This window comes from Mucilaginibacter psychrotolerans (genome assembly GCF_004519315.1).
Lineage (GTDB): Bacteria > Bacteroidota > Bacteroidia > Sphingobacteriales > Sphingobacteriaceae > Mucilaginibacter > Mucilaginibacter psychrotolerans.
On record NZ_SOZE01000006.1, the window covers coordinates 1 to 15,290 of the forward strand.

Consider the following 15,290-nt stretch of genomic DNA (forward strand, 5'->3'; position numbering starts at 1 on the left):
CTTGGGCAAATAAGCCATGCACTTTACGAGGTTGGGGGGCAGTACAGGAGAAATATGTAGGGGCAGTTTGCAGTTTCCGGTGGGCAGTTTGCAGAAAAAATCGGCTTTCTATAGGCAGTCTGCTCGGAAAAACCGCCCACTGTAAACTGAATTAAGGTTGCTGTTCCTCGGCGGTGCCTTCGTCTATCAACAATTTGAAACGTTTAAACATATTGCCTTCTACGTTGATAGATTTAAGTATGCCGCCCAGTCGCCATATTTTACCAGCATTGGCGTTGAGGTCCGCATCTGTCCATTTCTGTTTAAGTACGATGTATTCAAACGCAAATATAGATGTAGCCTTCTTGTTGGCGGCTGTAACAAATAAGGTATCGGCCCCGTTAGAAGTGCTGGTAATACTGTTAAAACCCTGCTTTACAGAAACGGGATGCCCTGGCAGCATGATTGGCTTGCCCACAAAACCAATCACCTTCTTGAGTGCTTCGGGTTTATCAACCTTCCCTAAATCCATCAAGCCCGATTCGGAAAGTATATACATATACCTAAGCATGGCCGCCTGATTGCCATTTTGCTCCGCTGCAGGGATGCTGTTCAAAAGCGATAGTGACAATTGATTTGCAGGCATCCAGTCTTCCGCCTCAAGGCTGCTAATCAGACTGTCCCATTTTTGGTCGTCAGTTAAGCTTTGCGCCTGGGCAAAGAAACATGCCAACATGAATAATAATATAACCGAAAGCACTTTTTTCATGGTCAAACTCTTTACTTCGTTTTCGCAAAATCCAAATCCTGGAAATCGTAGCTAAAATCTGTTGCCGGACTGATGGGTTTCATTTTAAGGCCAGTAGGTTTGCCGTTCTCGTCGGTAGTGAACATGGCGAAGGCATCGGCATCCATACTGCGTTTATTCCATTTTACAACGAAAGTGCTGCCTTTATAGTAGAACATTTGCCCGGTTAAATGCGGAGAACGTTTCGATACAAACCAAAGCTGCCCGTCTTTTTGGCTGATGGTAACATCGCCAAGCCAGTTATCGTGGTAAGTACCTGCGTAAACACTTGCATCTATAGCTGTTTTTTTTTGTTCTTCTACCTGTTTCCAAACACCAGCAACCACGTTGCCTGCGCCCGCCGAGCCCGCCTTTTCGGCCTCGCTGTATAGTTTTACCCAGTCTTTACCGCTATCACCAATGTAGCTATCAATAATCTCGTTGGTAACAGAACTAAACGCTCCACCCGATTGCTGGTTGGTGAGCACAATGATGCCGAGTTTCAACTCCGGGAATAGTGTTACCTGCGTAACCATACCATCTAACCCGCCGGTATGGCTGGCTTTTAAATAGCCTTTTGCATCGTTTAAAAACCAACCCAGTCCGTACCCGGCAAAGTGCGTATTGTACACGCCGGGACCGGTAGGTAACACCGTTTGTACAGTCCACATGTCGCGGTGAATTCTGCTACTAAATAAACGCTTGCTCAAATCGTCGCCGTATTTGCCATCGTTCATTTGCATAATGGCCCATTTGGCCAAATCGTTCACACTGCTGTAAATACCGCCTGCAGCATTGGTTGGTTCGCTGGTATTACGGGGGATCACCACCACCTTGCCATCAACTGGTGCATGGGCATCGATGTAATTTTTGGTGTTTTTGATGCGGCTGTAGGATGCAAAGCTACCTGTCATTTGCAGGGGCTTCATAATGCGGGTTTCTATAAAATCTTCCCAGCTCATGCCGCTAACGCGGGCAATCACCTCACCTGCAACAATGTATAATTGGTTATCATAATCGAACTTACTACGGAAACTGCTCACCGGCTTCAGGTAGCGCAGATTGTGTATGATATCCTTCACCGTAAAATCAGTAGAATCGGGAAATATCATCAAATCGCCGGCACCCAGACCGAGGCCGCTGCGGTGCGTAAGCAAATCGCGGATGGTGAACTCTGCCGTAACGTACGGGTCGAACATTTTAAACTCGGGGATGTAGTCGGTTACCTTATCGTCCAATTTCAGTTTGCCTTCATCAACCAAAATACCTATTGCGGCGGTAGTGAAAGCCTTGCTGTTTGATGCGATACCGAACAGCGTATTGGCATCTACTTTTTTCTGTGTGCGCAGCGAGGCAACCCCATAACCATTGGCATAAACTAATTTCCCATCCTTCACCACAGCTACGGCAATGCCGGGCACGTCGAACGTTTTAAGCGCGAGGTTTGCCAGGCTATCAATCTTTGCCGGAGCCATCTGGGCGTTTGCAGTGCCTAGCGCCAGGGCCGCAAAAGCAAGGGTAAGTATTGGGCAGAACTTCATCTTGACAATGGTTTTGTTGAGTAGCTAAATATAAGGAAAAGGACCGCTGATTGAAATGATTAAATGATTCCGTTGAATTTTTTGAATGTCAGCAGAAGAGATTCGGGTGAAAGCGGGCAGAGCGCGGCGAGATTTTGTCTGAACCTTGATTTTTAGGATTTATAGATATACTTGATTTTTTTTTCTACAGTCAGCAGATAAGCTTCGGACCAAAACGGGCAGAACGTGGTGGGATGTGCGGAGGGAAGGGCATAGCAATACTTGCAGAAGGGAGGGGCGTGCGGGACGCGACAGCGGGGCAAGATTTTGCAGCCCGTGGTTCTGCCCGCTTTGCAGGGTAAGGCCCGTGCGGCAAAGAAGCCTATCTGCTGACTTGATTTTTTGCTTATTTTTTATCAAGAAAAAAGAAGTAGCCCCTGAGGCAATGAGCAGCCGATACTTTCATTTAAAAGAAATTCACCTTAATGGGAGAAATCACCCTGCCTATATAAAATTGAACTTCCATTTAGCCAAACCCATTGCCACCCTTATCTTTGCTCCATGCAATCCCACCTCGAAGACCAAACGTTCACTAAACTCCCCGCTGCACAATTAAAAGCCGCCCAAACCTACGAACACTGCAAATTCATCGGCTGCGATTTCAATCACGCCACATTAGACGGGCTTGTTTTTATTGACTGCACCTTCCATGATTGCAACCTGTTGCTGGCCAGCGTGGGCAATACCGGCTTTCAAAATGTACTATTCAAAGGCTGTAAGCTAAGCGGCGTAAACTTTGGCAAGGCCCGCGATTTTTTGTTCGAGGTGAATTTTGAGAGTTGCATACTGGATAACGCCATCTTCTCTCAAAAAAAGAACAAGAAAGCAAAGTTTACCGATTGCGCCATGATAGAAACTGACCTCACCGAGGCCGATCTTACCGAAGCTAAATTCATTAACTGCAACTTGCACCGGGCGTTCTTCAGCCGCACCATTTTAAAAGGTGCCGACTTGCGTTCTTCCTACAACTTCAGCATCGACCCTGACGATAATGTGGTGAAGAAAGCACATTTCTCGTTGCATGGCTTACCGGGCCTTTTGGGAAAATACGATATTAAGATTGAGGGGTAGGCAAACGGGCCGGGTGCTGCTTTACAAGCAACTGTTGGCATTAGTTGTTCGTATTGGCTAAACCATCGCTACTGTATTTTACGTATATGTCATCGTTATGGGATACTTTAGTCTTGGAGAAACAATTTTGCCTTTTATTCTATTACTACATCAATATCATACGCCCCTTTAATATGCCTTCTATAGCTTCAGTATCAGGCGTAAGCCTCCCCTATAAAGTTAAACAACAAGATGTAAAGGCCCAGGCCCGCGCGCTGTTTGTTGAGCATTTCCCGCAGGTTGACCGGCTAATGCCCGCTTTCGACAACACGGAGATTGTAACCCGTAATTTTTGCAAGCCCATCACCTATTACGCCGAACCGAACACATTTGAGCAGCGTAATGATGATTATATAACCAATGCATTGCTATATTCTGTACAAGCTATTGAAGCAGTTATAGCAAAAGCCGGCATTAATAAAGATGATATTACCGACCTCATCTTCGTATCCACCACCGGCCTGGCCACGCCCAGTATGGATGCCTTGATCATCAACAAAATGCGCCTCAATCCGCATATCAACCGCATACCCGTTTGGGGCCTGGGTTGCGGCGGCGGCGTATCGGGCATGGCCAAAGCAAATACCTTGGCCAAGGCAAACCCCGATGCCATCGTGCTGTTGGTGGCAGTGGAGCTATGCTCACTCACGCTCATTAAAAACGATTACAGCAAAAGCAATTTTATCGGCAGTAGTCTGTTCAGCGATGGTGTAGCGGCCGTTATTGTGAAAGGCGATCATCACCAAACCGAAAAGAAAATCAACATCCTCGCAAACAGCAGCAAGCTTTATTACGACTCATTGGAAGTAATGGGCTGGGATTTTAAAGACACCGGATTTAAGGTACTCTTCTCCAAAGATATCCCTACCTTCATCCACGAGAACATACGCGGCGATATCGATTCCTTTTTGGCCAAGCAGAATTTGCAGCTAAGCGATATCAAGAACTTTGTGTTCCACCCGGGTGGCAAGAAGGTGCTGGATGCCTATGCGGATGCCTTGGCAGTAGAGGGCGATTTTTTGCACAACACCCGCCAGGTAATGAACGAGAACGGCAACATGAGTAGCGTAACCGTACTTTACGTACTGGAAAAATTCCTGACCGAAGGTTACGAGGACGGCTACGGCCTGATGTTGGCCATGGGCCCGGGCTTTAGCAGCGAGATGGTTTTATTAGATATGAAAAACTAAATATGTTTATCCTCTTTATTGGCTTCGTGATTTTTCAGCGCCTTTTAGAATTAGTAGTAGCCAAACGCAACGAGGCCTGGGCGCGTAGCCAGGGCGCAGAAGAGTTTGGCAAGGCGCATTACCCCTTCATCGTGGCACTGCACACGCTGTTCATCATCAGCATGATAGCCGAGTATTATTTACTTCAAAACGGCGAATTCAACATGATGATGCTGGTGATTTTTCTGGTACTCATCTCGTTAAAAATATGGACCATCGGCTCGCTGGGCAAGTACTGGAACACCAAGATATTACGCATCCCCAATTCCATCTTTGTTAAAAAAGGGCCGTATAAACTCTTCAAGCACCCCAACTATTTCATCGTCATCTGCGAGATAATAGTAATACCACTCGTGTTCAACCTCTATGCTACGGCTATCGTGTTCACGCTTTTGAATGCCGTTATGCTAACGGTTAGGATACGCGAGGAAGAGCGGATATGGGGAACAGGAGTTCAGGATTGAACGGATTTTGTCTGAACTCGAATTTTATGACGTAATAGTATCTGCCGTTGGGCAATTGCTTGCCATTCCTGTTGCTTCAAAAACGTCCATAAACTTATTACCCGCGTATGACCACTCTGCGTTCACCCACAGCAAAATAATCTTTAACTTCGAACAACAAACAATTCGTTTGTTCTAGGATTTAACCATAAAACGAAAATGAATACTGAAAAAGCCATATTGGCCGGCGGCTGCTTTTGGGGCGTAGAAGAACTCATCAGGCAACAGCCGGGTGTTATCAAAACCGTTGTAGGTTACACCGGCGGCGATGTGCCCAACGCTACTTACCGTAACCACGGCACGCATGCCGAAGGCATCGAAGTGATATTCGACCCGGCCGTGATATCATACCGCAAATTGCTCGAATATTTCTTCCAGATACATAACCCTACCACCCGCAACAGGCAGGGGAACGATATCGGTGCCTCTTACCGCTCCGCAATTTTTTACCTAGACGATACCCAGCGCGACACCGCCATTCAACTGATAGCAGAAATGGACGCCTCGGGCATATGGCCCGGCAAAATTGTGACTGAAGTAGAGCCAGCCGGCGATTTCTGGAACGCCGAAGCCGAACACCAGGACTACCTGCAAAAAAACCCATACGGTTACACCTGCCACTTCGAGCGACCGGAATGGACGCTGAGCGAATAAGCCAGCCGGAAATATATTAGGATAAACAATGCCCTAAATCGGAAGATTTGGGGCATTGTTGGTTTGAGGTAGCAAAGGTTAATTAAAGGCTACTTTGCTTATTTTATGGGCACCCGAGTTAACGATAAATAAGTTGCCCGATGCGTCGAACGCAATGCCTAGGGGGCGGCTTGTGGTACCGGTGCCTAAGGGCCCATTAACCGCGGTAGTAGCCGATGTGCCGGTTATCAAAGTGCTTACCCGCCCTAATTTATTGATCATCCTGATTTTGTAAAGCGGGGCTATAAAATCTGCGTCGCTAAAAAACACATTTCCTTTCCCATCGGTAGCTAAAGATTGCGGACCAAAAATCCTGGCGTTTGTACTTTCGCCATCCGTTAGGCCATTTATAGTGCTGCCGATTACTGAAGTAACCACACCGTCTTTCGTTATTTTGCGGATACAGTAATGGTCCGAATCTACCACATAGATATCGCCTGTGGGTTGGTCAACAGTGTAGCGTGTCATCACGCCAAATTTGGCCGCGCCGCCTGTTCCATCTACATAACCACGATCAAAAGTTAAATTGCCTGCAAGGGTGGTAACTACGCCCAGCGGCGTTATCTTCCGCATGGATGACGCATCCGCATAATAAATATTTCCATCCGCATCGGCTGCAATGCCATAAGAGTTGCCCGAGAAACGCGCCTCGGCACCCGTGCCATTGGCTAGGCCGCCCGGGCTAATGCTTTGCCCGGCTAAAAGAGAAACGGTATTGTCGGGGGCTATTTTAGTTACATTGCTTCCAGGTGCCACGTAAAGGTTACCGGCGCGGTCGGCCGCAATCCCCCTGAACTGGTTAGAAGGGACGTGGAGGCGCAAACTAACGCCCGCCGTGCCGATGGTGTAAATATTGTTCCCGTCTTCGCCATATAGCTGGCCCGAATAATCAAATGCAATCTGGTCTATGCCAACGGCTCCAAGCGATACATAATCGCTTATGGTAGCTGTGGTTACCTTGAAATCCGCAGCCGAGGTTGCGTCTTTACCATTACTACTGAGCGTAATTTTACCGGTAGTTGCCGATTCGGGCACGGTTACCACTAGCTCTGTCGCCGATACCGAATTTACCAAAGCAGTTACCCCATTAAACTTTACAATATTATTTGCGGTTACGGTATTAAAATTACTGCCGGTAATGGTAACCACAGTATTAGGCAAGCCGCTGGCGGGCGACACGGCTGTGATTGCGACTGATGTTTCGACAGGTTTATCTCCTTCGCCCGATTTGGAGCAAGAGACGAACAATACGAATGATACAAAAACGGCCATTACCACGCAATGGCTCTTTTAAGGTTTAGGAAATTCATGAAGGCTAAAGTAAATGATTTTTTGTCGCGGGCAAAATTTTTAAGGAAGATGATAACCCGGCAGGATCATACCGGCATTTTGCCTTAGTTCTTAGCGCCCTACCGCAGTCAGCACAAATATACACCCAAACAAGGGATGCCTGCGCAGCAGACTTACGCTCAATTCACCTTTAACGACACGGTAGCTGTAGCCCCGAAACTGATTTTTTGAGATTTAAGCAATGGCTCGGTATCCCATAAACATTCACGCACCGTTAAAATCTGCTTATCGGGATCCAAAGAGATCAATTGGAACGATAATTTAGTTTCATCCTTTGCAGAATACTTGCCCTTCATGGGAGAATCTACCCGGAATACCTTTAAATCAACATCGTCATCCGGCCCCTTATAGGTATAAAACTCGTTATAGTTGCTGTTGCCATGAAAATATGCTTTGATATTAGGATGTCTTTTCAGGAACGCAACCCATCCCCTTTGCTCTATTGCCGTATTGCCGCCGTTGGCTGTAGCTACTAAGCCTTCTTTGTAACGTTCTTCCGTGAGGTTTTCGAATTTGTTCTCCTGGGTCATGGTGAACGGTGCAACCGGGTTGGTGAAGTGTTTAGCTTCACAGGTGGGCTGGTCGTGCGTAAAAATGATCACCGGAGTAGTGGCCGATACGGTATCGAGGTCCGCCTGCATCCAAATACGCTGGGCGGAATCTGGCCACAGGGTTAAAAACATGAAATGCACACCTCCAATGTTTCGCGAGTAGTCTACTTTTTGGGTATGATAGTTATACGTTTCGTTTGTAAGGGGCTGTTTTGGTTTCAACATCAGGTTGTATATCTTCACCATAGCGGTGGGGTCTGTAGCCGGTGTCATCGGCTTTCCGTATCCGATCGCGTTAGATATATCGTGATTGCCCGGCGTCACCAATACCTGCGCCCTTTTGCTATCATGCCCTCTCAGTTTAAGGCCATGCAGGTAATCCTGCTCAAATTGCGCCCATGAAGCTGCCGCAATTTGCACGCCAGCTTCCATACGGTTGGCTATATCACCCGTTTGCACCACATAATCTACCGCCCCTACCCTTGTGCCGCTGTTAACGCCCGAATCGGCCGGCAAAATAATCCCCGGCATGGTGTTCATCTGCGCTATCATGGTAGCGTTTACGCTATGCCCTGTTACCCCCGTGTCGCCCCGGAAGGCTCTGGTTAAACCGTAGTGCGCATCAGAACTAAATAGCATGTTTACTACCCTTGGCGTTTCTTTTTTTTGCGCGCTAGCAGCCTGCGCTACAAGTAGCAACAACAACAAACGCAGCAATTGCCCTGATGTTAGTTTTATGTTTTCCATATCAGTAGATATTAAAAAAGGGGTTGAACGTGTTGCGTTCAACCCCTTATGGCTTTGGGTTAATTAGTGTTGATTACCGGTACCATTTACCTGGTAAGCCCCTATATCTCTGCCGGGAGGGGTTAACTCTGTTACCCCAAATTTAGGATCAACGGGCACCTCGCCCTTTGGTGTAAAGCCGGTAAAGCCTTTACCTATACATGGCGATGTCAGTTTCAACGCAAAATTGTAGGTGCCTACCGTGGCAATATCCCGCAGCCTTGCACCGGTTGGCAAGGGCACCGGGCCGTTGATAAATTGCGGATCGTTCGCTTTAAGTATCGCTGGATTTGCTGAATACACATCGCCGGGTTTCCAACCGGAAGGCAAAAATGAAGATGGCAATGGAAAATCTGTTGCCGGTGCTTTTGATATAGCTGTGCTCACCGATAACGATGGATAAATTTGGTTAGCTACAGATAAAGAATCGGCATAGGTGAAGTTGTAACCATATTTAAGGTTGGCCGTATCGGCTATTGGGTTTTGCACAACGCGCAACCCAAATTTGCAATTCACCATCAGGTTGTTGTAAGCCATACCGGCGGCATCTTGCTCAAAGTTAATAGAACCGCCACGCCCTGCTGCTGCTCTTCTGAAACCGCAGTTTACAATGGTATTATTATACATGCGCACGTTAGAGCCCGGCACGCCGGTTAGTGCGCCGGAGTTTGAAAGTTTAGGGCCGTTGGTGGCCATACCGATACAAAGGTTATAAGCAAAATCGCCAACGGTGCCGGCTTTAGCATTTAATGCCTCGCCACCGGTATAACCGCATTTTTCAAAAGTGTTGCGCAGGATGGCTATTTTGCCACCAATGGTACGGATGGGGTCATCTACGCTGCCATACATCCACGAATCTTCTAAAACAAATATGCCGAAAGGGTTTTGAAAATAAATGGGATATGGGCTTTTAGATAATACAGCAATGTCTCCGCTTGGAGTTCCGCCGCCAAACTCGATATGCGCCCATTTAATGATCAGCATTTTGCAGTTGGGGCCGCCAATAATACCGGTCCATTTGCCAACAAACGCAGGGTCTGAAGCGGGATTAGCACCAATCTGATCGGTTTTTACCACATCAGGAGAAGTAAAATAAACCGGCTTGGCCTGTGTGCCTAAAACTACCATATTGCCTTTAACGCCAATACCATAATTGCCCTTAAAGTTAACTGTAACACCTTCCTGTACGGTTAGGGTGTCGCCTTCGTTTACAATAAGGTTACCGCATACGTTATAGGTTTTGCCTGCAAGCATCGTTCCCTTTACGGCTAACGATGTTGCAGACCCTGTGGGTATTAAACAGCCTGCATCACTTATGGGCGAAGCTACAAGTACAACTGCTTTAGACAGGTCTTTGTAATCGGCTATTTTTTTACAGGAGTTTAGCAGTAGCCCTGCCGAAACCAGTGCGAGGAGGAGATATATTTTATTTTTCATGATGATTATAATTTATAGCGTATGCCGAATAAGAAATTGGTTTTAAACAAGTCTTTCTGCACAATGATCTTGTTGTTTACATCTGTTTGTAACGATAATGGCCTTGCGCCCGGTGCTGTTAAATAATCGGTATAGGATTGGTGCAACTCCAGGATATAAGGGGTATTGGTAAGGTTGTTTACTTTACCATAGAACGAGAACTTTTTAGCAAAACGCTTCTCTACAGATATATCCAGCTGTTTGGTTGGTGCCTGCCAATAATCCAGCCCATAATATGGGCTAACAAGGGCTATACGTGCACCGGTATAAACAAACGCTGTTTGTACATCAAGCCCGATTTTAGGATTTTTGTAAACCAGTGCAATGTTGCCAATATGGTTGCTCTGGCCCTGCAGCGGACGCGTTTCTGCCTGGATGCGGGAAGTTACCTGCCCAGCATCGGTACGGTACGAGAAAAGTTTATCTGATGTGATCTTTGATTTGGTATAAGTATAGTTACCCACGATACCAAAGGGACCGAAATACTTGGTTGCTACTGCTTCAAAACCGTAATTGCGTGCATCGCCGAAGTTTTGCGGAATAAGCGTTTGCGAGGTAACGCCTGTTTTCACTGCAGAAAACTCTATCGGATCCTGGATCTTTTTGTAAAACGCGCCAATTAACACTTCGTCGGCATCATGCGGGAACAACTCGTACCTGAAATCGATATTATCAGCAGTAGTGTGGTTTAAACCTGCCGGATTGCCCGACTCTTTGAATACTTCGCCTTGCTGTCCGTCCGGGATCAGTTCTGCAAAGCCCGGCCTTGCTAAAGCCCGGTAGTACGATAGCCTTAAATTTTGATTTTCCTTCAATTTGTACTTCAATATACCACTTGGCAGGAAGTCGGTGTAGTGGATCTTGCCCGATTTGTATGCAACTGCATCGGGTAACTGGGTGTCGTAATTTTGCTGGGTGTGTTCTACACGCAAACCACCTAACGCTTCTAACCTATCGGTTAACTGCAGTTTACCCTGTACATAACCGGCCACCACGTTTTCTTTAAAGGTGTAGGTGTTACCATCCGGTACGTAAAGCGATGCGCCCGAGCTTTTAAATACGTATTGCGCGCTATTAATATCGGTATAGGCTTGCGATGTACCTGTACCTAAAAAGGGCGTAAGGCTGTACGAATTGTAGTAGGCATCCCTGGTTTTGTTTCTTTCAACGCCGCCAAATTTCAATTCAAACTTTTTGCCAAACAGGTTAAAGTTATCGGTTAAGTTTAGGTAAGCCGCATAATCCTTATCGCTGTTGCGCGTCCAGATGCGGGTCATACCTTGTAAAATATCGGTACTGTTTGCTGTTTTGGTAACCGGGTACTCGTGTGTAAAATCGGCCTGGTCGGGTATATGGTTGTTAGCAGTTGAGTATGCTAACGACCAATCAAATTTCAAAGCATCATTTAACTGGTGTACACCCTGCAAGGTAGAGTTGTAGATAGACTGGTACTGCCACCTGGTGCGGGCCTGTGCATTAACCAATGAGTTTAAGGCAATGGTATCGCTAATCAGACGGCTCTGATAATCATCCAACCTAACAAATATATTCACCAGGGAGATTTTGTTGCGGTTATTGAATTTATAATCGAATTTGTTGTTAACCCCTATCCGCCTGCTTTGCTGCGAATAGCTACGCGATTGCAGTTCGATAAATTGCGGGATATTATTTAAGCCTGGCTGTGCGTTTGGCAAAAAGAAGGTGGAGTTATTCCCGGTATAATTGTTTTGGAAACTACCGGAGATGAGGAAACCTAATTTATCATCCTTACCAAAACGGTCGCCGTAGGTTAAACCGAAATTTGTGTTAACCGGAGCGCTTTTTGGTGTAAAGTTTAAATTCTTAACCGGGAAATCGGCCGGTGTGGCAGCATAGGTGTTGCCATTAATTTCTGCCGGCGAGCGCTTGTTGATAGTCGATCTGTCGAATTGCTGAAAATCGCGGCCGCCACTGAACACGGCATTGTACCCGGCTGCAAAATTAGCCTGGAACAAGGTACGGGCGGGTGCATCTTTCATCACCAGGTTTATAGTACCGCCAATGGCATCACCTTCCATTGATGGCGTAAGGGTTTTGCTTACCTCCAGGCGTTCCAGTAATTCGGCCGGGAACAAGTCTAATGGAATGAAACGGTTTTTGTTATCAGGGCTAGGTATCTTAATGCCATTTACCAAAGTGTTGATGTAACGTTTCTCCATACCGCGAATGATGGGATAACGGCCTTCGCCCGAACTACTCCGCTCTATGGTTACACCCGAAACTCTTTGCATTACGTTAGCCACGGTAACATCCGGCGAGATCTCGATATTACGGGCCGAAACAATGTTTACCACCTGGTTTGCGTTTCGCTCCAATGTGCGGGCGCGCTTATCGGTAGATGCGTCATTGGCTACAACGATTACGTCATTCATCTGGCGCGTATCGGGCTCCATTGCTACATTTAAAGTAGTTTGCCTACCGGCCTCAACAGTTACTTTAAGCTCTTTGGTTTTATACGATACAAACCGGAACTGCAAGTTATAAACGCCGGGGCTAAGGTTTTTAAAGGCAAAGTAGCCATCGAGCTGTACGGCCTGGCTTTTGCCGGTTTCTTTGAGTAGAATACTGGCACCTACCAGCGTTTCCTTGGATGATGCATCAGTTACCTTGCCTTTTATGGATTGTGAAAAGGAGGCTGCTGAAATGAGCAAGCCAATGGAAAGGAAGAGCAAAAACTTGTTATACAAGTAAAAGTATTTCATATCTGGGGGTTAATTATTCCGCAAAGAAACCCCGACAAATCTGTATCAAAACTGAATTTTAGGCCATTTTGAATATGTTGTCTAAACCTTAACACCCAGTTAACACGGGGGCAAAATTTTGGCCATTACACCCATTAACACGGTGTGTTTTATTTATACCTAATTAACATTAATTTGATACCACAAGCGGTGATGTGTTGTAAGCCTGTAGTTGATACTATTAATCCAACGCTAACGAGCACCCACATCAAATTCAAGGTGCGCCGGTTAAGTAGGTATATAAAACAACATCCATATGCCTTTAGCCTCATTTCATCATTTAATAATCTTCCCTAAATTTTTCTTTGCTAAATTGCCCGCAATTCTACGCTTATGAAAATATTGTTCGGCATACAGGGTACCGGGAATGGGCATATCAGTCGCGCCCGCGAAATTGTGCCCCTGCTGCAGCAATACGGCCAGGTGGACCTCATCGTGAGCGGTACCGAGGCCGAGGTGAGCCTGAGCCAGCCTTTGTTGCATAAATTCCATGGCTTCAGCTTCGTATTCGGCAAAAATGGCGGGGTGGATAATTGGGCCACCTTCAAGCTCATGAACCTGCGCCAGCTTTGGAAGGATATGCACAGCCTCCCTCTGGGCGATTACGACCTGGTCATTAACGATTTTGAACCCGTTACCGCCTGGGCATGCCACCTGCAAAAGGTGCCTTCGGTATCTTTGAGCCATCAATGCTCCTTCGTGTCGCCAAAAACACCACGCCCCAAAAGCTGGGACTGGGCAGAGTGGCTGTTTAAATACTATTCGCCCACCACATATCATATTGGCTTCCACTTTGAGCGGTACGATGATTTCATCCACACGCCCGTTATCCGTAGCGATATCCGCCGCCTGGAGACCTCCAACCTGGGCCACTACAGTGTTTACTTACCCGCCTATAGCGATAAAACCCTGCTAAAGTACCTGCGCGGCACAGATGCCGAATGGCATATATTCTCTAAACGTACCAAAAGCCCTTACCGCGAGGGCAACGTACAGGTGTTCCCGGTGAATAACGACGGGTTCAACAACAGCCTGGCCAGCAGCGCAGGCTTGCTTACCGGCGGCGGTTTTGAGGGCCCCGCCGAAGCCCTGTTTTTGGGCAAAAAGGTGATGATGATACCCATGAAAGGCCAGTACGAGCAGCAGTGCAATGCGCTCTCTGCATCAAAGCTGGGCGTAAAGGTGGTAAGCACCATTACCGATGAGTTCCCCTTGCAAATCAACGCCTGGCTGGCCGACCCAACCCGCATCAACGTAAACTTCCCGGATGAAACCGCGCAGATAGTGGATAATATGGTGAAGAAATATGCGAGGTGATTTTGATTTCGGAATTCGAATTTGGGATTTCGGATTTGCCAAATACTGCAAGCCCACTAATCTAAATCCGAAATCGAAAGTCCGAAATCCAAAATCAATGCGCTATTTTTGCCGCCATACGCAAGGCATATGATCAAGATCTTCAAGGCATACAATCCTGTCAACGTTTTATGGCTTGCCGTGCTGCTTTTCGTGCTGCGCATCGGTTACACGGTGCACGTGCCGGATAAGCTGGAGTTTACCTTTGTAGAGTCCTTTGCCCGCCTGCTGATACCTATAGCTTACGAGTATGTTTTTACGCCGGCCTTAAACATGATGCTGGCAGGCATTTTGGTGCTGGCGCAGGCCGTGCTGCTCAATTACCTGGTGAACCATTTCAACCTGCTTAGCAAGCCAAGCTTTTTGCCGGCGCTCATGTACGTTACGCTCACCGCGCTGTTTACTCCGTTCATGGTGCTGAGCGCGCCGCTTATCTGCAATTTTTTGGTCATCTGGATGCTTTTCAAGCTGTTCAGTTTCTATAAAAGCGAGGATGCCAAATCTACCGCTTACGATCTGGGGATGATTGTAGCCGTAGGCTCGCTTATCTATTTCCCTTTTATCTTCCTGTTCCTGGCTATCTGGATAGCGCTCCTGATATTCAAGCCCTTCAACTGGCGCGAATGGATTTCGTGCATACTGGGCTATATCACCGTGTTCTTCTTTTTGGCAGTATTATATTATCTCAATGGCAGGCTGGGTCGTTTTTACGATATCTGGGCACCGCTAGGTTCCAAATTCCCCAATAGCATCCACATCCGGTACCTCGATTATCTGGTGCTTATCCCGGTCATCATCATCATCGGCCTGTATTTCGTAAAACTGCAGCAAAACTTCTTAAAAAGCTACGTGCATGTGCGCAAGTCGTTCCAACTGCTGTTCGTGATGTTTCTGATCACAGGACTCAGTTTTTACATCAAAAGCGTGTTCAACATCAACCACTTTTTGCTGTGCGCCGTGCCTGCTGCCGTGTTCTGTAGTTACTATTTCATCAACGCAACTACCAAATGGTTTTACGAAAGCCTCTATTTACTGCTGCTTATCAGCATAATATACCTACAGTTTAACACTTTTTAACTTTTACATTCGTTCAAATTTCGACTGATGTGT

At 46.7% G+C, this 15,290-nt stretch carries 12 protein-coding genes; 6 read left to right on the top strand and 6 right to left on the bottom strand.

Annotation, left to right across the window (positions count from 1 at the left end; genetic code table 11):
• Window positions 1-151: 151 nt before the first annotated feature.
• Both E2R66_RS08030 and E2R66_RS08035 read right to left on the bottom strand, forming a co-directional pair.
• Window positions 152-748 (bottom strand): hypothetical protein, encoded by a 597-nt coding sequence (locus E2R66_RS08030; RefSeq protein ID WP_133228519.1) that lies wholly within the window; start codon window positions 746-748, stop codon window positions 152-154.
• 11 nt (window positions 749-759) lie between these two features.
• On the bottom strand, window positions 760-2,307 hold the full coding sequence (locus E2R66_RS08035) for a serine hydrolase (RefSeq protein ID WP_133228522.1): 1,548 nt from the start codon (window positions 2,305-2,307) through the stop codon (window positions 760-762).
• Between the two features lie 540 nt (window positions 2,308-2,847).
• Here E2R66_RS08035 and E2R66_RS08040 point away from each other — a divergent pair.
• The 4 genes from E2R66_RS08040 (at window position 2,848) to msrA (ending at window position 5,842) form a co-directional block, all read left to right on the top strand.
• Window positions 2,848-3,417: a pentapeptide repeat-containing protein gene (locus tag E2R66_RS08040; protein ID WP_133228525.1), complete on the top strand. Its 570-nt coding sequence runs from the start codon at window positions 2,848-2,850 to the stop codon at window positions 3,415-3,417.
• Window positions 3,418-3,503: 86 nt separating this feature from the next.
• Window positions 3,504-4,646 (top strand): type III polyketide synthase, encoded by a 1,143-nt coding sequence (locus E2R66_RS08045; RefSeq protein WP_133228528.1) that lies wholly within the window; start codon window positions 3,504-3,506, stop codon window positions 4,644-4,646.
• Window positions 4,647-4,648: 2 nt separating this feature from the next.
• Entirely contained in the window at window positions 4,649-5,149 is a 501-nt protein-coding gene (locus tag E2R66_RS08050; protein ID WP_133228530.1) for an isoprenylcysteine carboxyl methyltransferase family protein, read from the top strand.
• A gap of 198 nt (window positions 5,150-5,347) precedes the next feature.
• On the top strand, window positions 5,348-5,842 hold the full coding sequence (gene msrA, locus E2R66_RS08055) for a peptide-methionine (S)-S-oxide reductase MsrA (protein ID WP_133228533.1): 495 nt from the start codon (window positions 5,348-5,350) through the stop codon (window positions 5,840-5,842).
• Window positions 5,843-5,920: 78 nt separating this feature from the next.
• Here the strand turns inward: msrA and E2R66_RS08060 are convergent, their stop codons facing one another.
• The 4 genes from E2R66_RS08060 to E2R66_RS08075 all read right to left on the bottom strand — a co-directional run bounded on the left by E2R66_RS08060 (window position 5,921) and on the right by E2R66_RS08075 (window position 12,785).
• Window positions 5,921-7,153, bottom strand: coding sequence for an IPT/TIG domain-containing protein (locus tag E2R66_RS08060; RefSeq protein WP_133228536.1), 1,233 nt, complete (start codon window positions 7,151-7,153; stop codon window positions 5,921-5,923).
• A 197-nt stretch (window positions 7,154-7,350) separates the two neighbouring features.
• The gene (locus tag E2R66_RS08065; RefSeq protein WP_133228538.1) at window positions 7,351-8,529 is read right to left on the bottom strand and encodes a metallophosphoesterase family protein; all 1,179 of its coding nucleotides are present in this window, start codon (window positions 8,527-8,529) and stop codon (window positions 7,351-7,353) included.
• 63 nt (window positions 8,530-8,592) lie between these two features.
• Window positions 8,593-10,005, bottom strand: a complete 1,413-nt coding sequence (locus tag E2R66_RS08070) for a hypothetical protein (RefSeq protein ID WP_133228540.1) — start codon at window positions 10,003-10,005, stop codon at window positions 8,593-8,595.
• Window positions 10,006-10,010: 5 nt separating this feature from the next.
• Window positions 10,011-12,785 carry a TonB-dependent receptor gene (locus E2R66_RS08075; RefSeq protein ID WP_133228543.1) on the bottom strand — a complete coding sequence of 925 codons (2,775 nt, stop codon included), beginning with the start codon at window positions 12,783-12,785 and terminating at the stop codon, window positions 10,011-10,013.
• Between the two features lie 372 nt (window positions 12,786-13,157).
• Between E2R66_RS08075 and E2R66_RS08080 the strand changes: the two genes are divergently transcribed.
• Window positions 13,158-14,141 carry a glycosyltransferase family protein gene (locus E2R66_RS08080; protein WP_133228546.1) on the top strand — a complete coding sequence of 328 codons (984 nt, stop codon included), beginning with the start codon at window positions 13,158-13,160 and terminating at the stop codon, window positions 14,139-14,141.
• A gap of 129 nt (window positions 14,142-14,270) precedes the next feature.
• Window positions 14,271-15,257 (top strand): DUF6427 family protein, encoded by a 987-nt coding sequence (locus E2R66_RS08085; protein ID WP_133228548.1) that lies wholly within the window; start codon window positions 14,271-14,273, stop codon window positions 15,255-15,257.
• Window positions 15,258-15,290 lie beyond the last annotated feature (33 nt).